This window comes from Streptomyces sp. NPDC028314 (assembly GCF_055565795.1).
In genome coordinates this window covers 455222-473783 of sequence record NZ_JBVHTP010000003.1, presented here as the reverse complement: position 1 = coordinate 473783, position 18562 = coordinate 455222, and the positions used below count along the sequence as shown (strand labels likewise).

Genomic DNA, 18562 nt, shown 5'->3' with positions numbered 1-18562 from the left:
CGCGCACGCTTGGTAGAGTTCCACCGGGTGGCTGATACACGCAAAGTGCCCCTGGACGTACGGGGGTCGGCGGTGACAGGTGTGAGCGGGGGCATGCGGCCCGCACCGTACTTCTCCCTGCTCGGCCCGCTCCAGGCCCACCAGGGCGAAACCCCCCTCCCCCTGGGTCCGCCGCAGCAGCGCGCGCTCCTCGCCCTGCTCCTGTACCGGCGCAACGCGGTGGTCGGCCTCGACGAACTCGTCGACGGCCTCTGGGGCGAGGAGCCACCGCCCACGGCGGTGGGCACCATCCGGTCCTACGTGTACCGGCTGCGCCGCACGCTGGGCCACCGGCTCGCCACCCATGGCCAGGGATACACCCTCCAAGTGGGGCAGGACGAGCTGGACCTGGCCCGTTTCGAGTCCCTCGTCACCCGCGCCCGCAGGGCCGCCGCGGCCGACGACCCGCTCACGGCCGGAGACCTGCTGGCGCGGGCCCTGGGCATGTGGCGGGGCACCGCGCTGGCGGGGCTGCCCGGCCCGCAGGCCCGCATCCAGCGAGAACGGCTCACCGAGCTGCGCCTGTCCGTACTGGTCGAGCGCGTCGAGCTCGACCTGGAGCTGGGGCGCCACGCACGGCTCGTCGCCGAACTGACCGGCCTGTGCTCGGAACATCCCCTCAACGACCGGCTGCGCACCCTCCGCGACGCCGCGCTGGCACACACGGGACCCGGCCGGGCGATCCCGGCGGAACCGTCCGGGACCCCGGGCCCGCGGACCCGCGCACCCGAGCTGCCGCGCCCCGCGCAACTGCCCTACGTACCGACCGATTTCACCGGGCGGGCCGATGCGGTGCGCGCCCTCCTCGACACCCTGGCACCGGCGGCCTCCGAGACGGTGGTCATCTCCGCGGTCGGCGGAATCGGCGGGGTCGGCAAGACCGCGCTCGCCGTGCACACCGCCCAGCGCCTCAGGGAGCGGTTCCCGGACGGCCAGCTGTACGCCAACCTGCGCGGCGTGCGGGAGGATCCGGCGGAACCGGGCCCGGTACTGGCCGGGTTCCTGCGCGCGCTCGGGGTGGCGGACCCCGCCGTCCCCGACGCACCGGAGGAACGCGCGGCCCTCTACCGGACCCGGCTGGCCGGCCGGCGGATCCTGCTCGTGCTCGACGACGCCCGCGACTTCGCCCAGATCGAGCCGCTGCTGCCCGGCTCGTCCACCTGCGCGGTCCTGGTCACCAGCCGCAGCACCCTGCCCGAACTGCCCGCCGCCCTGCGGATCCGGCTGGACGTCCTCTCCACGGCGGAGGCACTGGCCCTGCTCGGCCGGATCGTCGGCGAGGCCCGGATCGCGGCGGAGCCCGCCGCGGCCGAGGCCCTGGCCGAGCGCTGCGCAGGGCTGCCGCTCGCCCTGCGCATCGCCGGGTCCCGGCTGGCGACGCGGCCCGGCTGGCAACTGGCCGACTTCGTCCGGCTGCTCGACGGCCGCGGCCCCGGACTCGGCGCCCCCGGCGGCGGGGAGGACGGGGTCGAGGCCTGCTTCCGCCTCAGCTACGAGCTGCTCGGCGAGCCGGAGGCCCGGCTGTTCCGGCTCCTGGCGGTTCCCCGGCTCGCCACGGTCGACCTCGCCGGGGCGGCGGCCCTGGCCGGGCTGGAGCCGCGTCAGGCGGAGCAGTACCTGGAACGGGTCACCGGGCTCGGCCTCCTGGAGTCCCCCGCGCCCCACACCTACCGGTTCCACGATCTGCTGCGGGAGTTCGCCGCCGCCCGCTCCCGGGAACACGAGACCCCGCCCGAACGCACCGCGGCCCTGCTCCGCCTCGTCGACCACATCCTGGCCTGCGCCCGCGAGGCCTACGCCGTCGAGCGCCCCGGCCATCCCGTCGCGGACCTGCTCACCCCCACCGCCTCCGAGGGCCGTGCCCTCCCGGGGAGCGCCGGGCGCCCGGCGCTCGGCTTCCCCCACGAGGCCGTCCTCGCCGTCGCCGCGCAGACCCTGGAGGCGACGCCCTCGGCCGTCGGCCTGATCGCCGATGCGGTACTCGCCCTCGACCCGCTGCTCGACGGCTCGTTCCTCTGGGCCGCCCTCATCGCCCCGGCCCAGCGCATCCTGCGCGCCGCCGAGGAGCAGGAGCACGTACGGGCCGCCGGCCGCACCGGCTACATGCTGGGCGTCGCGCTGACCAGGCTGGGCCGCCTCGACGAGGCGGCGGACATCCTCCGGGCGGCCGACCACGCGGCGCGCGAGGCCGCCGACCAGGCCGTCCGGACCGACATCCTGACCTGCCGGGCCCTGGTCCACCAGGCAGGCGGCGACTGGGAACGCGCCGACGAGCTCTACCGGGAGGCGATCGCCTCGGGCAAGGCCTGCGGCAACACTTGGGGCACCACCCACGCACGGTCGAACCGCGCCACCACGCTCCTGAACCTGCACCGGTACGCCGAGGCCGCCGAAGCCGGCCGGACCAGCCTGAACACCGCCCGTGCCGACGCGGACCACTACGGCGAGGCCCACGCCCTGTACAGCCTGGGCATCGTCGCCCGGCACACCGGCAACACGGACGAGGCCGTCGCCCGGCACCGGGAGAGCGCCGCCGTGGGCATCCGCCGGGGCTACCCGGCCTTCGAGGTGATGAACCTGGTCTCGGAGACCGCGGCCCACCTCGCGGGCGATCGGCCCCGGGACGCCGTGGCCTGCGGCGAGCGCGCCCTGTCCGCTGCCCGGCGGGTCGGCTGGCGCCCCGCGCAAGCCCGTGCGCTGCGCCTGCTGGGCACCGCGCTCGCGGCGGCGGGCGAACACGACCGGGCCGTGGCCCGGCTGGAGCAGGCCGTGGAACTCCTCGGAGTACTCCGCCTCCCCGAGGCGGCCAAGGCGGCGGCGGTCCTCGCCACCCTCCGCGCGGGACACCCCGACGCGTCCGACCCCGAGGGCACGGTCGGGTGACCGGCGGGCCAGTGTCCGCACCACAGGCCCGGTGCTCCTGACCGGGATGCGTTGGTCCGGGTGGGGGAGGGGGTGTCACGCCGTGGGCCGCCGTTCGTTGCCCCTACATGACAGACCTCATGGTGAAGATCCCGGCCGACTGGCTGGCCCGGGTGTTCCTCTCGCTGCGCCGCGCCTCCTCGCAGGACGCACAGGCGTTGGCCACGGAGCTCGCGCCGTTCACGGAGAAGCCCGGACAGCGCATCCCGGTTCCCCGGGCGACGGTTCTGCGTACCGAGCTGGCGCTGAGAGGAGAGCTCGAACGGGCCGCCACGGCCGAGCGGCGTGCGCGGCTGTCCGAGGAGGCCGCGTACCTGATCAGCGTCCGGAGCGACGGATAGGCCCGGGCGCGCCGGAGCGGTCCGCCCGTCCCCGTGGTGTGCGGGGGCGGGCGGACCGTGTCGGAGGGTCAGGTCATCGCGGGACGGTGGTGCTTGTGGGGGGACGGTGCCCGGGCGGATCGGCGCGGGAGTTCCGCCTGGCGCCGGCGCGGCCGGTCAGGCTCCCACTTCAGGAGGAGGACGGCGAGGAGTATCGGGGTGACGGTCAGGAGTATGAACGTCACCGCGGTGGCGCTTCCCCCGATGGCGCCGGTCCGGGTGGGGATTCGGGCGGGGACTCGGGCGGCGCCGCACCTTCCGAACCTTCCGCGCCTTCCGCGCCCGGAGCCGGCCTCGGGCGGAGCCCGCCGTGTGCGCGAGGACCGGGCGGAGGAGGCGCCGTCGCTGCCGCCGCCGCGGCCAGGAGGCGTTGTACGGGCCGGGACTGGTTCACCATCCGCAGGCGGCGTCCCAGCCTGGGCCAGGAGTCGAGGACCCGCAGGAGGGCGGAGTCGGCGAAGGTGACGGCGGAGGTGTCCAGTACCAGTCCGGTGTAGCCGTGCGCGGCGGCCAGGGTGAGGGTCACGCGCAGGGGGCGGGCGGTGTGGTGGTCGATCTCGCCCGCCAGCGCGATGGTCAGGACGTTTCCGTGGGAGTGGACCGTTATGGCGCAGGGCACGCTGTCGGTGCCCGTTTCGTGCTGGGTGGTGTGGGTCAGTATCGGGCTGCTCGTTGCTGTACTCACGTCCCCGACAACGGCCCGACCCCCGGTGGGGGCAACGCCTTCCACCGCTCGTTCACCCCTCCTGGAGGCCCGGATCCCCGGTGCGGGGGAAAACGGTCACCCGTTCGGGGCAGCGCCGCATCCGGGCGGACGGGCCCGCCGGGTGGTGGCCCGCGCTGCTGTGGTGTCGTGGCCGCCCCTCCCTGCCTGGTGCCTCATCGGGGGCGCGCCCCCGGCTCCGACAGCGCCGCGCGAACGGCCGCCTCGGCGTGGATCCGGGCCGTGGGGAAGACCGGCACGGGGCTGTCCCCGGCGCCGACGAGCAGCTCGATCTCGGTGCAGCCGAGGACGATCCCCTCGGCGCCGGCGGCCACGAGACTCCCGATGACCTCCTGGTAGGAGGCGCGGGATTCCTCCCGTACGACACCCAGGCACAGCTCCTCGTAGATCACCCGGTGCACCAGGGCGCGCCCGGCGGCGTCCGGGACCAGCACCTCCAGCCCGCCCGCGGCGAGGCGGCCGCGGTAGAAGTCCTGCTCCATGGTGAACGCGGTGCCCAACAGGCCGACCCGGCGCAGGCCCTCCGCCCGCACGGCGTCCGCGGTCGCGTCGGCGAGGTGGAGCAGCGGCACCGAGATGCCCGCCTGCACCTGGTCGGCGACCTTGTGCATGGTGTTCGTGCACAGGAGTACGAGATCCGCGCCCGCGGCCTCCAGGGACCGGGCGGCGGCCGCCAGGACCTCGCCGGCCTCGGTCCACCGGCCCTGTGCCTGGAGCTGTTCGATCTCCGCGAAGTCCACCGAGTACAGAACGCAGCGCGCCGAATGCAGGCCGCCGAGCCGGTCGCGGGTGAGCTCGTTCAGCAGCCGGTAGTACTCGGCCGTCGACTCCCAGCTCATCCCGCCGAGCAAGCCGATCGTCTTCATCGTGACCCTGTCCATAAGTGGCACCATAGCAATGCCCTGTATGCATAAGCATCCCTTTGGGTACGTGGGGGCCGAAGCGGGGAGTGCTCAGGCGGAGATGAGTACCCGCGCTCACGACCGGCGCCCACGCCCGCCCCGACGATGGGAGCGCCCCAGGAAGTCCCGTACGAAAGGCCCCCCGTGCTCAGTCGCATCGCCTCCGCCGTCGTGCCCGCGTTCGGGCGCCTGACCGTCACGGCGGACGTTCCGGAGCTCCCCGCCGGCGGCGCGGTCATCGTGGCCAACCACACCAGCCTGGCCGACCCCGCGGTGGTCCTCGCCGCCCTCCGCCGCATGGGCACCGAACCGGTCGTCATGGCGACGGCGGGCCTGTGGCGGATCCCGCTGCTCGGCCGGTCCCTGACGCGCGAGGGACACGTACCCGTGCGCCGCAACACCGCGCGGGCGGCGGAGGCGCTGGAGGTGGCGGCCGAGGCGCTCCGTTCGGGCCGGCACGTCCTCGTCTACGCCGAGGGCCGCCTTCCGCAGCGGCCGGACGCGGGGGAAGCCCCGCCGGAGGACTTCCGCAGCGGCCCGGCCCGCCTGGCGAGCGCCGCCGGCGTGCCGCTCGTCCCGCTCGGCCAGGCCGGTGCCCGGCGCATCACGTCCGGCAGTACCGGCAAGCAGCTGGCCGGGCTGCTGACCGCGCCGGTGCGCCGACCCCGCCTGCACGTCCACATCGGCACGCCGCTGCGCCGCCTGCCCGCCGACACCGGCGAGGCCACCGCGCACGCCCGGCACGCCGTCACGGCCGCCTGGGAGGTGGCGGCCCGCGCGGTGTCCCGCGCCCCGGCCGGCGCCCTGCTCGGCGCCGGATCGGGTCAGGCGGGCTTCAGGCGGGCGAGCTGACCGGCGATCACCTCGGCGGAGGGGAACGTGGCCCCGACGGCGGTGACGTGCTTCCAGTGGAGGGTTCCGTCGGAGGCGATGATGAAGACGGAGCGGCGCAGTCCGATGAGCGGGGCGGTGACCCCGAACGCCCGGCTCACGCTCCGGTCGGCGTCGGACAGCAGCGGCAGGCGCAGTCCCCGGGAGCGGGCGAAGTCCTCGTGGCTGTCCACGCTCTGCGGGCTGATGCCCCACACCTCGACCCCGCCCGCGCCCAGGGTTTCGAGGCCGTCGGAATAGGAGCACAGCTGGGTCGTGCACACGGGGGTGTTGTCGCCCGGGTAGAACGCGAGGACCACGGGGCTGCCGCGATGCTTGCCCAGTTCGTAGTCGCCGCGGACGAAGGTGTCTGCGGTGAGTTCGCCTCCGGGCAGGGAGAAGTCGCCCACTACGTCGCCCACGGCTGGGGATCGGCCCACGATCGCTTTCCTCTCGGTAGGTGCTGCTGTGACTGCGATGGTGTCCCGATGCGGCGGACGTGGCTATCCCGGGAGGCCGTTGTCCCGGGTGACACTGCCCACAGGGTTCACGGGGCCCACAGGGATCACGGGCCGGGACGGGGGGCGCCTGGTCACTCCCGGGGCCGCAGCGGCGCGTACGGCCGGGTCGAAGTCGGTGAGCCGGCCCGGAGCGCGATGTAGGGGGCCGCACAGCATGAGGTCCCGGGAGCTTTCGGCTCCCGGGACCTCACGCGGTGCACTTCGCTGACCGTCCAGTTCAACGACGGGCCGACCGTCCGGTTACGGGGTCTGCGTCCTCAACCGGCCGGTGCGGTCGCGGGTGTGAAGCTCAGCGGACGGCGTACCGACTCCGGCCCGCGGACCCGGGTGCCGAAGGCGACCAGCTCGCAGGCGCCCTCGGTGCGGCAGTCGACGGTCCGGCCGCCGATGCTGGTGAACGTCGCCGAGAGGGTGATCGTCTCGTCGATCCGGCCGCTGTCACTGGTGCCTGGCGGCCTGCTGCGGGGGCGGCAGCCGAGGGTGTCGGTGGAGCCGGCGGCACACTGCACGACCAGGGGGTGGAACTGCGGCTCGTAGCCCTTGCCCGTCGCGCGCACCGACTGGCCCTCCACCAGCCCCTTGTCCGGGGTCACCAGAAGCGTGGGTGGCGCCTCCGGGCGGCCGTGAGGGGCGAAGCGCAGCGGGACGGTGGTGAGCAGAGCCCCGCTGTTGTCGGTGAGGGCCAGGGAGCAGGGGTGGTCGGCGGAGGCCGTTCGGCAGTCGAAGTTCCCTGAACCGGTGCTGAGTTCGGCGTACAGCTTCTTCGGCGAGAGCTGGTAGGTGCCGTCCGGGTACACGCGGAACTGGCGGCCGGTGTCGTCGTCGCAGGTGGCCGCGGACGCGGACGGACCGCACTGTTTGACCCACACGTAGGCCTTGGGCGGGCCGCCCTTGATCCCGAACGTGACGATGTCGCCGTCCAGGAGGCCGGCGGTGCGGTTCACCTCCAGCCGCGGACCGCTGGGCGCGCCCGAAGGGACCGCCGCCGCCTCGGACACCGCAGGGCCCACGGCGGCCCCGGCACACGCGAGCGCCAGCGCCACCGCGCCGCGGACCAGGGCCCCGAACCGGCCGGCCCGCGACCCCCGCTGTCGTAACTCCATCTGCTCTCCGCCTTCCTGGTCGGCCCTGCCGGCCGGGGAGCATCCTCCTGGCGTACGGCTGCCGCTGCCACCCCGCGTTTTCGGCCAGTGCCCCCACCGTCGGGGTCCGCCGTCGCGCGTTACGGCCGGACGGCGGCGTGTTCCAGGACGGCGCGGACCTCCGAGGTGATCGCGCTCTCGTTGCGCTCGAACTCGGGTCCGGTCAGCAGTTGCGGGTCGGCGGGCAGGCCGGTGAGCACCGGGGTGTGCAGATGCCCGCCGGGCAGGCGGGGTGCCAGTTCGCCCCGCAGCCGGTTGGATCGGTACGCCACCTCGTTGGACAGGTAGCCGCCTCCGCCGCCCTCCACGGCGCGCGATCCCGGCGTCGGGCCGTCGGCCCGGTCCACCGGCGCGGTGCCGCCTGCCGGTATCTCGGTGACGGCGGTGTTGAGGAGCACCGGATACGGCGTCTGGACCGCGGACGTCACGGCCCCCGCGGGCAGGGTGGTACGGATGAACTCCGGCCCGGGGCCCAGGCCCGGGGCGGTCACGGGGTGCTCCCGGGTGCCCCCCGAGAGGGTTCCGGTGTTGTCGGGGTAGGGGTCCGCCGAACGGGAGCGGCCCGCCCAGGCCTCCAGGGTGAAGATGCCGGGGTATCCCTGGCTGACGGTGGTGATGATGTCCGCCCGGCCGGGACCGGCGGCCAGGTGCGGGGTGAAGGCGCGCTCCACGATGCCGGAGTCGAAGTCGGCGTACCGCACGGGCAGGACGACCGCGCGGATCTCGGCGCGGCTGCCGTCGGCGAGGGTGATGCGCCGGCCGTTGAGCTGGAGGGCCGCGGAGCCGGAGGGGTTGGCCCGGCGGAGCTCGGCGTCGAGTCCGAAGGGGTCGAAGCCGCTGATGAACACGCGTCGCACGCCGGGCGCGGCCCGGAAGCCGTTGTCCGTCAGGCCGCGCGAGGCGTCCTCGAAGCGGGCGCGGAGCGCGGGGCGGTCGGCGGGGAATCCCGGTTCCCAGCGGGCGAGCGCGGCGGTCATCGCCAGTCGCGCCCAGTACAGGGGCCGGTCGTCCCCGGCCGGGAGATCGCCGCCGGGCCGCTGCCCCTGGGCGCGTCGTACGCCTGCCTGCCAGAGGGCCCCGCCCCAGTCGTCGAGGAGCCGGGCGGCCTCGCCGGCGCCGTGGGCGCTGCACAGCGCGGCGGGGAAGCGCCGTACGAACTCGCCGAAGCCCGCCCGCTCGACGAGCGCGGTGGTGCGCGTGTCCGAGAGCCGTGCCTGCTCGGCGTCGAGCGGTACCGGGGCTGCGGCGCGGCAGGAGGTTCCGTCGGCCGCGTGCGCGGGAGCGGCGACGGCGATGGGGAGGAGGGTGGCGAGGAGGGCCGCGGCGGACGCGACTCGCCTTAAGAGCATCATGCGATGTGACATTACATAGCCACCTCCACCCCCACCAGACGCTCTGGAGCGCGAACAGCACACGCATGGCCGGGAGTTGTCGTTCCCGAGTCGGCCTGTCGGTCCCGAAGCCCTGCGCAGGGCTGCACGGTCGGGCACACGGGCTCGGATTCAAGGGCCGAACGGCGGAGAGGTTTTTGGACGCGAACTGAATGGCCGAGACGGTCATGGGGGCAGGTCCCGGCATTATCGGCAAGTCGCAAGGGCGGCGCGATCTCTTCGTCTTCCTGAAATGCGCCCTGGGCATGCGATACGGGCGCCCACATACTGACGGCGCGCCACAGACAATTCCCTACCGAATGGAAGCGGGATCATTCTCATGCGTATCGCCCGTCCTCTCGTGATCGCGTCCATGGCCCTGGTGGCCGCCATCGGAACGGCCCCCGCCGCCACTGCGGCTCCCGCCGCGCCGGCGCCGGCGTACAACTGTTCCACCGGCTGGTTCTGTATCTACAGCGGCTGGGACGGCACCGGAACGCGCTGTCAGTGGCAGAGCGCCCAGCGCGCGAACACCGCCGACGACTGCAGCTTCATCCGCAACGGCCAGAACGTGCGGTCCGTCGCCAACAGCACCGGTCAGCGAAAGCAGTACTACACGGGAACCAACTACAACAACCGTGTCGGTTCGACGCCGTCCGGAGGCAGCGGAAACCTCCAGGGCAGCTATCAGATCCGCTCGTTCAAGCCGCAGTAGAAAGCCGCGGCCCAATTCCCGGGGAGGCACCTTCGCCGCCGTCCCCGCCGTCGCCGGGTCAGCGGCCGGCGTCCGGGTGGTGGACGGTGAGGTCTCCGTAGGCGGACAGGGCGCCGACCGGGCTGCCGGGCCTGCCGAGCAGCGCGGTGTCGAGGAAGGCGATGCTCGCGGCAGCGGTGAGGCGCGGGCCCGCGGCGCGGTCCAGGGTGCCGACGAGCGAGGGGAGCGGCGGCAGGTAGAGGCCGGCGTCGGTGAAGGTGAGGTGCGCCGCTCCGGGGACGGTGAGGCGGTAGTTCGTGGCGGTGCCGAGGTCCAGGACCGCGTCGAGGCGGGGTATGTAGTCGGGGTCGGTTTCCGGGCCGATGGCCTGGGTGAGGGCGAGCACCGGCTGGTGGAAGGGCCCCGGGGCCGGACCGTGCGGGAAGCCGTCGAGGTCGATGACGGCGGCGAACCGGGGATCCTGCCGCGCCGCCTGGAGGGCCGCGGCGCCGCCCAGGGAGTGGCCGGCCGCCACAGCCCGGGCGGTGTCGAGCCGTCCGGTCAGCGGGGCCCGGACCTCCCCCTTCTCGATGCGGCCCAGCTGGGTGAGGACGAAGCTGAGGTCGGCGGCCCGGGTCGCCGTCCAGTCGGCGGCCCGCCTCTCGTCCTCGGCCGCGTCGCCCGTGGCGGAGACCTTCGTACGGACCGTCCTGCCGTCGGCGAGCACGACGGCGGCGGAGTCGTACGGGTGGTCGAGGCCCGCGACGACGTAGCCGCGGCCGGCGAGCTCCTCGGCCCAGGCCGTGTTCTGCGTACGCACCCCTCCCAGCCCGGGAGAGAACACCACGACGGGGAAGCGTTCGCCCGAGCCGGCCACCGGCAGGTCGGACTCCGACCACGTCCGGGCGCGCGGAAGGCCGTCCAGCAGGAACCCGGGCAGGCCGGCGTAGCCCGCCAGGGCGTCGGAGACGATGCGCGCTTCGCTCTCCGTACGACCGAGGTACCGGGCGCGCCGGCCGCTCGCGGAGTCCTTCGGCGCGGGGTACCAGAGCTGGACGACCACGGTCCGGCGGTCGTCGGGGGCGGCGGTGGCGGCCTCCGGGCGCTCCGGATCGGTCAGCTCCAGGACGCTCGTGCCGACCGCGAACGGGCCCGACGGCTCGGGGAACACCGGAGTCGGAAGGGCCCAGGCCGCGGCCGGGCCGGAAGCCACCAGAGCCAGACACACCAGCGATCCGGGCAGTGCGGTCCACCACCGGGCCCGGCGCGGCAGCCGTCCGGCCCGCCGCGGCAGGAGCGGGGACACGGCGAAGGGGAGCACGGCGGCCGTGGCGACCAGTACGGGCACCATCTGCCAGCGGAGTCCGACCACGCCGAGCACCGCCCCGGACAGCAGGGCGACGGCCAGAGCGCCGACCGTGACGGGCCGCCTGGGGGCGGGGGGAAGCCACCGCGACAGCACCAGCGCGAAGGCACCGGCGACCAGGAGGAGTTCCAAGGGGGACAGCCACGGTCCCGCGGTCATTTCGTTCACCTGCTCATGGTCCGGGCGTACGCGCGCCGCGGCGTCCCTCTCGGGTCGCGGCGGTCATACGACCTGAGTCGCACCGCGCGGTACCGGGGCGCGCCAGCGGAAGACGGACCTGCGCCGTCGGCGCCACAGAAGCGGAACTTTATGCTCAGCTCATGCACCACGCGTCTGCGCCCGACATATCCGTGATCATCGCCGTCTACAACGCGATGCCCTACCTGAGCGACTGCCTCGAGTCCGTCGTGGGGCAGACCCTGGGTGTCGAGCGCCTGGAGATCATCGCCGTCGACGACGGCTCCACGGACGGCAGCGGCGCCGAGCTGGACCGCTACGCCGCCCGGTACCCGCAGCTGCGCGTGGTGCACCAGGCGAACTCCGGCGGCCCGGGCGGTCCGCGCAACCGCGCGCTCGACCTGGCCCGCGGACGGTACGTCTTCGTCCTCGACGCCGACGACTACCTCGGCCCCGAGGCGCTGGAACGGCTGCTGGCGATGGCCGAGACCCAGGGCAGCGATCTCGTGCTCGCCCGGCAGGTCGGCCTCGGCCGGACCGTCTCGGAGAAGGCGCACCGGCACGCGGAGGAAGCGGACCTCTACACCTCGGAGGTCTACCGCTCGCTGCACTCGGCCAAGCTGGTACGCCGCCGGATCATCGAGGAGAGCCGCCTGCGCTATCCCGAAGACCTCTGGTACGGCGAGGACCAGATCTTCGTCACGGGCGTCTTCCTCGCCGCCGGGAAGATATCGGTGGTCGGCGACTACGACTGCTACTTCCTGCGCCGCCGCGACGACGGGCAGAACATCACCTCGCGCGTCCGTACGGCGAACGAGACGGTGGCGCACATCGAGCGCGTCATGGCGCTGGTGTCCGAGCGGGTGCAGGACCCGGTGGGCCGGCGCCGGATGCTCGGCCGGCACTTCCGCAGCCTGCTGCGTACGGCACTGCGGCCGGCCGTGCTGGCGCGCCACGAGGACCCCGCCTTCACTGCGGAGGTCTACGGGCGGGCGCGGCTGATGGTGCAGTCGTACTGGACGCCGGACATGGGCGGCGAACTGCCCCGGATCGACTGGATCCGCCTGTACGCGTTCGCCTGCGGCCCGCTGACCGCCTTCGAGCTGCTGGTCGAGTACGACCCGGCGAAGGAGCCGGCGCCGCGGGAGATCGTCGACAACGGCCGCCTGTACCGCTGCTACCCCCTCTTCCGGGACCCGGACGCGGGGCTGCCGGACGTGCTCTTCGACGTGACCGGGCAGTTGAAGGCGCAGCACCTGCTGGCCTCGATGTCGTGGCAGGGCAGCCGGGTCCGGCTGGCCGGGCACGCGTACATCCCGACGCTCGGGACGGGCCGGATGGAGAGCGAGGTCGTGCTGCGCGAGCGGGAGACGGGCGCAGAGCACGTCGTACCCGTACGGCCCCGCCCCGCACCGGAGCTCACCGCGCAGGATCCGCAGCCGAACATGGCCGGCTTCCAGGCGGAGCTGGACCTGGCCACCGTGGCCGGGGGAGCTCCGATCCCGCCCGGCACCTGGGACTGCTTCCTGAACGTACGGGCCGACGGGATCACGCGCACGGTCCGGCTCGGCCGCCGGCACGCCCCGGAGCTGGACCGGACGGCGCGCCGTCCCCGGATCCTGGCCCGGGACCAGGACGGTGTCACGGAGCTCGCCGCGGCCCCCTTCTTCACCACGTACGGCAACCTCAGTTTCGAGGTGGTCCGCCGCTTTTCGCTGCCGAAGGTGTGATCGGCCGCGGAAGCGGTGGCGGTGCGGCCCTTGCTGCCGGCCCCGTCCTGGCTGGAGGGCCGGGGCGGGCAGCCCGAGGGGAGCCGCCGCCGCTCGCGGTCGTCCCCGCCGGACAGCTCGCGATCGCCGCGCCGGCGTCGACGACCGTCCGTCACCGGCCTCGGGACCCTCGCGCACCTGCCGGAGGCCGGGGCAGCAGTGGCAGGGCCCGGTGTGCCGTGCGAGGGTGAAAGAGACCCCACGGAACCCACACCAGCCTCCAGTTGGGCACACGCGGCCTCCCCGGGCCGAGGCGCGGCCCGGTGGGAGGAGTCTCACCCATGTCGATCCCCGAGGAATTCCTCGACCCCGTAGCCCTCGGCAACTCGCCCGCGCAGGCGTTTGCGAGCCACCGGGAAAGGGCGAACGGCATCGCCCGGTACTTCGCCCATCTGCATCCGCTCGAATCGATCGCCGCTCCGTTCTTCCGCGTGGTGGGTGAGGACGAGACGATCTGGCTCATGGCCCATTTGCACGCCGCGGCCGAGGATCCGGCGTTTGCCGTCAACGGAAGGCCGAGCCTGGAGCTCGTTCACGAAATCCTGCCGAGACTCACCGCGGGCAACGGACTGGTGGGTACGGGCGAGGACTACGACATGGGACTCAAGGGTCTGATGACCATCATCTGCCGCTACGGGGACCTCTTGAGCACGGACTTTCACTGCACTCCCTCCTGAACCTGTACGAGTTCGCCAGGGAGGAGCGCATCGGGACCGCTGCGCAGATCCTGCTCGACTACACGATGACCAAGTTCGCCGTATCCAGCACCAGAGGACATCGCGTTGCCCCGTTCAGGCGGGTGCAGGCGAACATCAACCACCAGAACAACGGCATGGCCGCGCCGGTGGATTACGACAATCTCGCGCCGTTCGCGCCGAACGGGTTCTGGGATTGGCCCCAGCTTCCGGGGACTCTGTTCGGTCTTGCGCTCGCTGCGCAGAGGGCTGGGGATCATGCGGGTGCGGCTGTGTGGAAGTCCAAGGAGATCCGGGTCTGGGAGCGCCTCTTCGAGGCAGACCCGGCCAAGTACCGCCCGAGGCTGGCCGAGGGCATCTTCACCCTGCTCTGGAACTACAGCACAGGCCTGGACACATCTTCGGCGCAGGCCCTGGGCGAGCGAGGGCTGCGGGAGCAGGAGATCCTGGCGGGCCTGCGGCCGGCCAGTTCGACGGCACCGGTGGACTACGACAACCTGATGCCGTTCACTCCCAACGAGTTCTGGGACTGGCACGACCTGACCGGTGCGCTCTACAACATGGCACTCGTCCACAAGAAGGCCGGGGATCTCGCCGCGGGCGTTCAGTTCATGCACCGGCAGGTAAAGGTCTACGAACGGCTGGTCCAAGTCGATCCGGCCAAGTACCAGGCAGCGCTGGAACAGGCCCGAGCGGACGCGGCGGCCCTCATCCCTTAGCTTGTTCTCCTTGGGGGTTCGCAGCTTCGGGCGCGTCCATCCGAGGGTCTGGTTCATCAGCCGGAAGGTGTGCTCCAGGTCGAAGCGCCTCAGGAATGCCTGCCAGCGCACGTCGACGTTCTCGCAGTTCAGGCCGGTGGCGGACGACCACAGCCAGAGCGGCAGCGGGTCTCCTCCGCCGGGCAGACGGTCGACCTGGAGGCGGATCAGTGTGCCCTCAATGATGGGGAGTTCGCCGGTGTGCTCGATCCAGGCGGAACGGGTGGTCAGGCGCGGGTGGATACGGTCCCAGGCCATCGCGCGGGTGGTGCCGTATCGGTCGGTGACCTGCGTCGTGGCCGCGTCCGGCTCACCCCAGGTGTCCGGCTTGGCGAAGCGGAACTCCTTGCCGTGCTTCGGCGGTCGCCCGCCCTGGGGGTAGGCCAGGGCGTACTCCTTGAGCGAGGGCGTCGGCCGTCGCGTCTTGATCGGTGCACCTTGGTCGGAGCACATGATCAGACGAAGGCCGCCCCAGCGTCCCGCGAATGCCCAGCTGGGCTACCCAGTTCGATACACCGTTCGAAGTCAGTCAGGCAGCGCCACGGTGAGATCCACCTCGACGAGCTGTCCCGGAAAGCCCAGCTGGGCGACGCCCAAGAGCGTGCTGGCGGTGGTGAACGCCGGACCCAGGGCAGACTCGGTGAGCCGACGCCATGCGGCTCCGAGAATGTCCCTCTCATTGCTCCGCACGTAGATCACTGACCGCACCACATGTGCAGGCTGGGCACTCACCGCTGCCAGGGCAGTGAGCGCGTTCGCGACAACCTGGTCGACCTGCGTCTCGAGGGAACCGGAACCGACGAGGTCACCATTGCGATCAAGCGGGCACTGCCCCGCCAGATAGGCGGTACGGCCTGCCTCCACCACGGTGATGTGATGGTAGCCGGGTGTCTCGTGAAGCTGCTCGGGGTTGATGCGGGTGATCTTCTCAGCCATGTCAGCGAGTCTGACCGGCGTGGTGCCGGCACGCACCGAATTTTCTCCACCGGCAAGCATTCCGCAGTGAGCTTCTTGTAGCCGGTCAGGGCGGCGGCCATGGCCAGGCCTCGGCTCTGCCGGTCGTTGCGGACCACGTAGGGGATCTTGAGACCGCGAGCCGCCCGTGGCAGGCTCATGCCGCGTGATCGATGACTTCGCGAAAGACAACCTGCACGGGAGCCTGCGGCGGGACCGCAAGGCGCTGCTCTGGAAACTCGACGGCTTGTCCGAATACGACGCCCGCCGGCCTTTGACAGCGACCGGGACCAACCTCCTCGGCCTGGTCAAGCACGTGGCCAGCGTCGAGGCCAGGTACTTCGGCGAGGTCTGCGGCCGCCCTTTCCCCGGAACCGCTGCCCCGGTGGCAGGACTCCTTACGCCGACACGAACCTGTTCGCCATCATGGTCCATGTCCTCGGCGAGTCCATCCGGCATGCCGCCAGGTCGGCCGCACCGATCAGGGCTTAGGGGTTGTCTCACGTGACGTGACGTGACGTGCGGCATGGTGCCGGTCGTGGGTGCTGCTCGATAGAAAGCGTCTGGTTCCTGATGAACTCTGCGAGCCGGCCGCCCCGTTGTCGCCGACCTTCGGCACGTCGCCCGCCACCGCGCATCGCCGCTTCACGATCCGACCCCGCAGGGCGGGAACAAGGCTTGACCTCAAGTGAGGTTCAGGTTGGAGGCTTCTTCGTATGCCGCTTGCCGTTCGGCAGCGCAGCAATTCACACGTTGGAGGAAGTCTCATGTCGAGCAGTGCCGTTCCGGAATCCGGCCCCGCTGTGCCCGCCGCACCCTCGGTGCACCGTTCCGGCCTCACCTGGTGGAAGGTGCTGGTCGCCGGCGCGGTCGGCGCGGCCGTAGTCAATCTGATCGTTCTTGCCGTCGCCAAGCTGGCCGGTGCCTCGCTCATCGTCGTCGACGGCAACGAAGAGCACCCGATCACGGTCGGGGGCGTCATCGGCTCCTCCGTCGTCCCGCTGGTCGTCGGGACGGGCGCTGCCCTCTTGCTGGCCCTGTGGAAGCCGGTCTTCCTGCGGATCGCGCAGTACGTTGGCAGTGGGCTGGCACTGTTGTCGGTTGCCGGCCCGCTGTCGTCCGACGCCGACGGCGGCACCGTCGCAGCCCTGTCCCTCATGCACATCACCCTCGGCGTGGCGGTCTTCACCACCCTCAGGCTCTACCGCCGCCACCATTGAGCTTGTCCTTATGACCCGATCGGCCGTCAGTTCTTCTTCAGCTCCTCGGCGAGCATCACGAGGATGCCGCTGGGACCGCGGACGTACGTGAGCTTGTAGACGTCCTCATAGGTCGCCACACCGCGAAGCGGATGGCATCCGTGCTTCGCGGCTGCCTCAAGGGCTTTGTCGATGTCGTCGACTGAGAAGGCGACGCGATGCATGCCGATCTCGTTGGGACGAGTGGGGTTCGTCTCGATCGCTTCGGGATGGATGTACTCGAAGAGCTCAAGGCGGCCGTGACCGTCTGGCGTCTGGAGCATCGCGATGTTGGCGTGATTGCCGTCAAGGCCGACGGCGGTGTCGGTCCACTCCCCACTGACCGTGTCACGGCCGACGACCGTGAGGCCGAGGTCGGTGAAAAAGGCGATCGTTGCTTCGAGGTCGCGAACAGCGATGCCGACGTTCTCAAGTTTGATGGCCATGCGTCGAATGCTACCGACCCGGGCCGTTCGGGTGCTTCTGGCGAGGACGCAGCCGAGTGAGGCCAAGGGGCCCGTAAATGATCTTCGAGTCGCATTGCCGGGTGCGACCGCCAGCTGCGTGGGGGCCGTCAGCCCATCCCGGTGACTACCGAGGCCGCAGACAGGAGCAATGCGCCCAGCGCCCCCGCAGAGCCGTAAAGCCTCACCTCACGTCGGCCGTCGTGCCGGCGGACATAGCGCATGGTGGCGGCGGCAAAGGCCAGGCCGCCGGCAATGAACCAGGGCCCCCACAGGTAGAGGTACCAGCGGGTCAACCCGACCAGATCAGGCGACACAGCGCGCGTCCCGGCCTCGACGAGCACACCTTGGATCACGAACTGACATCCGTGCCAGACGAGCAGCACTGTCGCACCGCCGCCACAGAGCACCAGCAAACGACCGGTCCACGTGCCGCGGCGGCGCGTCAGACCGATACCGATCAACGCTCCGAAGAGCTTCAGGAAACCGGTCACCCACAAGACCGCCAGGAACCACGTCACCCGGTCATGAGCAAGCTTCACCAGCGGCGGAGCCACCGTCGCCTGCACACCGAAGGTGCCTCCCAACGCCCAGACGAAGCTGGGTACCGCGAACAGGAACCCCCATGCCGCAACGGTGAACCCAGGCCACGTGCCCAGACGGAGGTGGAGCGCCCAGCTCAGGGGCGGATGCACGGCGTCGTCCGAAGAATGCTTGATCGTCACCACTCCACCGTTGCTGAACTTCCACAACAGAGCGTCGCCCTCGCGAACGATCACGCTCCCCCGTGCGGGGGAGCCGCCTTTGATCGTGCTGTCGGCGGACGGTCAGCAGCGACTCGGAGTCCCTCGGAGGCCAGTTGCGGGACAGCCCTGACGGGACATGACGGTGGGCCCGCCCCGAACTCGGGGCGGGCCCACCGTCATGTCTGCGCCGGTTGCGGCGTCACCAGCGATACCAGCGTCCGCTGCCGCTCTTGGGTCGGGCGATGAATCCGATCAGCCAAATGACCAGAACGGCGATCGCGATCCACCACAGGATCTTGATTGCGAAACCCGCACCGAAAAGGATCAGTACGAGCAGGAGCACGAGAAGAAGCGGGACCATGATTATCAACCTCCGGAAAGCCGTCTGCCCGGTCGTCCGTTCGGCATTCCCTCTTTCTTACCTGTTTCTTATCTCCGCAGCCGGGCATGTGCGCCCGCTCGGGTCCCGTGCGACTGGATTCCGGTGAAACGGGGCTGGGGGGGTTTGGGGACGGAATTTCTGGTCAGGCGCCTTGAGGCAAGCGTTGTCTACCGCATGGGAGTGATCACTGTGTCCGGTGAGCAGAAGGCCCAGGCCAAGACCGAGCAGGCCAAGGGCAAGATCAAGGAAGTCGCGGGCCGTACGGTGGGGAACGAGCGCATGACCGCCGAAGGCCGGGCCGAAAAGGCCAAGGGCGATGCCCGACAGGCCAAGGAGAAGATCAAGGACACCCTCAAGGACTGACTTTGCGGGTTTCGAGGCTTCGCGGGTGATGACTTGCTCGTGAAGTGACTCGTGAACCCACTGCGCGCACTTCGACGCGCACCCGG

19 protein-coding genes and 2 pseudogenes are annotated in these 18562 nt (G+C 71.7%); 10 read left to right on the top strand and 11 right to left on the bottom strand.

The annotated features are described in order from the left end of the window. The first annotated feature begins 93 nt into the window (after positions 1 to 93). Positions 94 to 2922: an AfsR/SARP family transcriptional regulator gene (locus tag ACZ4TG_RS10000; RefSeq protein ID WP_468161144.1), complete on the top strand. Its 2829-nt coding sequence runs from the start codon at positions 94 to 96 to the stop codon at positions 2920 to 2922. A gap of 107 nt (positions 2923 to 3029) precedes the next feature. Further along, positions 3030 to 3302, top strand: a complete 273-nt coding sequence (locus ACZ4TG_RS09995) for a hypothetical protein (RefSeq protein WP_468161142.1) — start codon at positions 3030 to 3032, stop codon at positions 3300 to 3302. Positions 3303 to 3522: 220 nt separating this feature from the next. On the opposite strand, the gene ACZ4TG_RS09990 is transcribed toward ACZ4TG_RS09995, so the two are convergent. Both ACZ4TG_RS09990 and ACZ4TG_RS09985 read right to left on the bottom strand, forming a co-directional pair. After that, positions 3523 to 4026: an STAS domain-containing protein gene (locus tag ACZ4TG_RS09990; protein WP_468161141.1), complete on the bottom strand. Its 504-nt coding sequence runs from the start codon at positions 4024 to 4026 to the stop codon at positions 3523 to 3525. A gap of 194 nt (positions 4027 to 4220) precedes the next feature. Next, complete coding sequence (locus tag ACZ4TG_RS09985; RefSeq protein WP_468161466.1) at positions 4221 to 4931, bottom strand: aspartate/glutamate racemase family protein; 711 nt, start codon at positions 4929 to 4931, stop codon at positions 4221 to 4223. A 180-nt stretch (positions 4932 to 5111) separates the two neighbouring features. Here ACZ4TG_RS09985 and ACZ4TG_RS09980 point away from each other — a divergent pair, with 180 nt between their 5' ends. Continuing rightward, a complete protein-coding gene (locus tag ACZ4TG_RS09980; RefSeq protein WP_468161140.1) occupies positions 5112 to 5819 on the top strand; it encodes a lysophospholipid acyltransferase family protein in 708 nt (235 codons plus the stop codon). Here ACZ4TG_RS09980 and ACZ4TG_RS09975 read toward each other — a convergent pair. The 3 genes from ACZ4TG_RS09975 to ACZ4TG_RS09965 form a co-directional block, all read right to left on the bottom strand. Further along, the gene (locus ACZ4TG_RS09975) at positions 5792 to 6277 is read right to left on the bottom strand and encodes a peroxiredoxin (RefSeq protein ID WP_468161139.1); all 486 of its coding nucleotides are present in this window, start codon (positions 6275 to 6277) and stop codon (positions 5792 to 5794) included. The genes ACZ4TG_RS09980 and ACZ4TG_RS09975 overlap by 28 nt on opposite strands. Before the next feature lie 338 nt (positions 6278 to 6615). Then, positions 6616 to 7461 (bottom strand): neocarzinostatin apoprotein domain-containing protein, encoded by an 846-nt coding sequence (locus ACZ4TG_RS09970; protein WP_468161137.1) that lies wholly within the window; start codon positions 7459 to 7461, stop codon positions 6616 to 6618. A gap of 119 nt (positions 7462 to 7580) precedes the next feature. Further along, positions 7581 to 8852: a pyroglutamyl peptidase gene (locus ACZ4TG_RS09965; RefSeq protein ID WP_468161136.1), complete on the bottom strand. Its 1272-nt coding sequence runs from the start codon at positions 8850 to 8852 to the stop codon at positions 7581 to 7583. 358 nt (positions 8853 to 9210) lie between these two features. Between ACZ4TG_RS09965 and ACZ4TG_RS09960 the strand changes: the two genes are divergently transcribed. Beyond that, positions 9211 to 9585, top strand: coding sequence for a peptidase inhibitor family I36 protein (locus ACZ4TG_RS09960; RefSeq protein WP_468161135.1), 375 nt, complete (start codon positions 9211 to 9213; stop codon positions 9583 to 9585). Between the two features lie 58 nt (positions 9586 to 9643). Here the strand turns inward: ACZ4TG_RS09960 and ACZ4TG_RS09955 are convergent, their stop codons facing one another. Next, positions 9644 to 11089 carry an alpha/beta hydrolase family protein gene (locus ACZ4TG_RS09955; RefSeq protein ID WP_468161464.1) on the bottom strand — a complete coding sequence of 482 codons (1446 nt, stop codon included), beginning with the start codon at positions 11087 to 11089 and terminating at the stop codon, positions 9644 to 9646. A gap of 161 nt (positions 11090 to 11250) precedes the next feature. On the opposite strand from ACZ4TG_RS09955, the gene ACZ4TG_RS09950 reads away from it, so the two are divergent. The 3 genes from ACZ4TG_RS09950 (at position 11251) to ACZ4TG_RS09940 (ending at position 14290) form a co-directional block, all read left to right on the top strand. Beyond that, on the top strand, positions 11251 to 12837 hold the full coding sequence (locus ACZ4TG_RS09950) for a glycosyltransferase (protein ID WP_468161134.1): 1587 nt from the start codon (positions 11251 to 11253) through the stop codon (positions 12835 to 12837). Positions 12838 to 13157: 320 nt separating this feature from the next. Continuing rightward, positions 13158 to 13553 (top strand): hypothetical protein, encoded by a 396-nt coding sequence (locus ACZ4TG_RS09945; RefSeq protein ID WP_468161133.1) that lies wholly within the window; start codon positions 13158 to 13160, stop codon positions 13551 to 13553. Between the two features lie 65 nt (positions 13554 to 13618). Continuing rightward, positions 13619 to 14290: a hypothetical protein gene (locus tag ACZ4TG_RS09940; protein WP_468161491.1), complete on the top strand. Its 672-nt coding sequence runs from the start codon at positions 13619 to 13621 to the stop codon at positions 14288 to 14290. Positions 14291 to 14299: 9 nt separating this feature from the next. On the opposite strand, the pseudogene ACZ4TG_RS09935 reads toward ACZ4TG_RS09940, so the two are convergent. Both ACZ4TG_RS09935 and ACZ4TG_RS09930 read right to left on the bottom strand, forming a co-directional pair. Then, positions 14300 to 14749: pseudogene (locus tag ACZ4TG_RS09935) on the bottom strand (transposase); the annotation flags it as partial. A gap of 105 nt (positions 14750 to 14854) precedes the next feature. Continuing rightward, positions 14855 to 15265: a RidA family protein gene (locus ACZ4TG_RS09930; RefSeq protein WP_468161132.1), complete on the bottom strand. Its 411-nt coding sequence runs from the start codon at positions 15263 to 15265 to the stop codon at positions 14855 to 14857. A 184-nt stretch (positions 15266 to 15449) separates the two neighbouring features. Between ACZ4TG_RS09930 and ACZ4TG_RS09925 the strand changes: the two are divergent. Both ACZ4TG_RS09925 and ACZ4TG_RS09920 read left to right on the top strand, forming a co-directional pair. After that, a pseudogene (locus ACZ4TG_RS09925) lies at positions 15450 to 15754 on the top strand (mycothiol transferase); the annotation flags it as partial. Positions 15755 to 16050: 296 nt separating this feature from the next. Next, the gene (locus ACZ4TG_RS09920; RefSeq protein WP_468161131.1) at positions 16051 to 16503 is read left to right on the top strand and encodes a DUF6069 family protein; all 453 of its coding nucleotides are present in this window, start codon (positions 16051 to 16053) and stop codon (positions 16501 to 16503) included. 26 nt (positions 16504 to 16529) lie between these two features. Here ACZ4TG_RS09920 and ACZ4TG_RS09915 read toward each other — a convergent pair whose 3' ends face one another. The 3 genes from ACZ4TG_RS09915 to ACZ4TG_RS09905 form a co-directional block, all read right to left on the bottom strand. Beyond that, positions 16530 to 16967, bottom strand: a complete 438-nt coding sequence (locus ACZ4TG_RS09915; RefSeq protein ID WP_468161129.1) for a VOC family protein — start codon at positions 16965 to 16967, stop codon at positions 16530 to 16532. 128 nt (positions 16968 to 17095) lie between these two features. Further along, positions 17096 to 17764 (bottom strand): DUF3995 domain-containing protein, encoded by a 669-nt coding sequence (locus tag ACZ4TG_RS09910; protein WP_468161127.1) that lies wholly within the window; start codon positions 17762 to 17764, stop codon positions 17096 to 17098. A gap of 166 nt (positions 17765 to 17930) precedes the next feature. After that, complete coding sequence (locus ACZ4TG_RS09905; RefSeq protein ID WP_468161125.1) at positions 17931 to 18092, bottom strand: hydrophobic protein; 162 nt, start codon at positions 18090 to 18092, stop codon at positions 17931 to 17933. 195 nt (positions 18093 to 18287) lie between these two features. Here ACZ4TG_RS09905 and ACZ4TG_RS09900 point away from each other — a divergent pair, with 195 nt between their 5' ends. Continuing rightward, positions 18288 to 18476: a CsbD family protein gene (locus ACZ4TG_RS09900; protein WP_468161123.1), complete on the top strand. Its 189-nt coding sequence runs from the start codon at positions 18288 to 18290 to the stop codon at positions 18474 to 18476. Positions 18477 to 18562 lie beyond the last annotated feature (86 nt).

Coding starts and splice junctions, on each gene's coding strand:
- ACZ4TG_RS09940 (WP_468161491.1), top strand. CDS start 13,619: ATGACCAAGTTCGCCGTATCCAGCACCAGAGGACATCGCGTTGCCCCG.
- ACZ4TG_RS09920 (WP_468161131.1), top strand. CDS start 16,051: ATGTCGAGCAGTGCCGTTCCGGAATCCGGCCCCGCTGTGCCCGCCGCA.
- ACZ4TG_RS09915 (WP_468161129.1), bottom strand. CDS start 16,967: ATGGCCATCAAACTTGAGAACGTCGGCATCGCTGTTCGCGACCTCGAA.
- ACZ4TG_RS09965 (WP_468161136.1), bottom strand. CDS start 8,852: ATGATGCTCTTAAGGCGAGTCGCGTCCGCCGCGGCCCTCCTCGCCACC.
- ACZ4TG_RS09970 (WP_468161137.1), bottom strand. CDS start 7,461: ATGGAGTTACGACAGCGGGGGTCGCGGGCCGGCCGGTTCGGGGCCCTG.
- ACZ4TG_RS09950 (WP_468161134.1), top strand. CDS start 11,251: ATGCACCACGCGTCTGCGCCCGACATATCCGTGATCATCGCCGTCTAC.
- ACZ4TG_RS09995 (WP_468161142.1), top strand. CDS start 3,030: ATGACAGACCTCATGGTGAAGATCCCGGCCGACTGGCTGGCCCGGGTG.
- ACZ4TG_RS10000 (WP_468161144.1), top strand. CDS start 94: ATGCGGCCCGCACCGTACTTCTCCCTGCTCGGCCCGCTCCAGGCCCAC.
- ACZ4TG_RS09905 (WP_468161125.1), bottom strand. CDS start 18,092: ATGGTCCCGCTTCTTCTCGTGCTCCTGCTCGTACTGATCCTTTTCGGT.
- ACZ4TG_RS09945 (WP_468161133.1), top strand. CDS start 13,158: ATGTCGATCCCCGAGGAATTCCTCGACCCCGTAGCCCTCGGCAACTCG.
- ACZ4TG_RS09900 (WP_468161123.1), top strand. CDS start 18,288: ATGGGAGTGATCACTGTGTCCGGTGAGCAGAAGGCCCAGGCCAAGACC.
- ACZ4TG_RS09985 (WP_468161466.1), bottom strand. CDS start 4,931: ATGAAGACGATCGGCTTGCTCGGCGGGATGAGCTGGGAGTCGACGGCC.
- ACZ4TG_RS09930 (WP_468161132.1), bottom strand. CDS start 15,265: ATGGCTGAGAAGATCACCCGCATCAACCCCGAGCAGCTTCACGAGACA.
- ACZ4TG_RS09955 (WP_468161464.1), bottom strand. CDS start 11,089: ATGACCGCGGGACCGTGGCTGTCCCCCTTGGAACTCCTCCTGGTCGCC.
- ACZ4TG_RS09960 (WP_468161135.1), top strand. CDS start 9,211: ATGCGTATCGCCCGTCCTCTCGTGATCGCGTCCATGGCCCTGGTGGCC.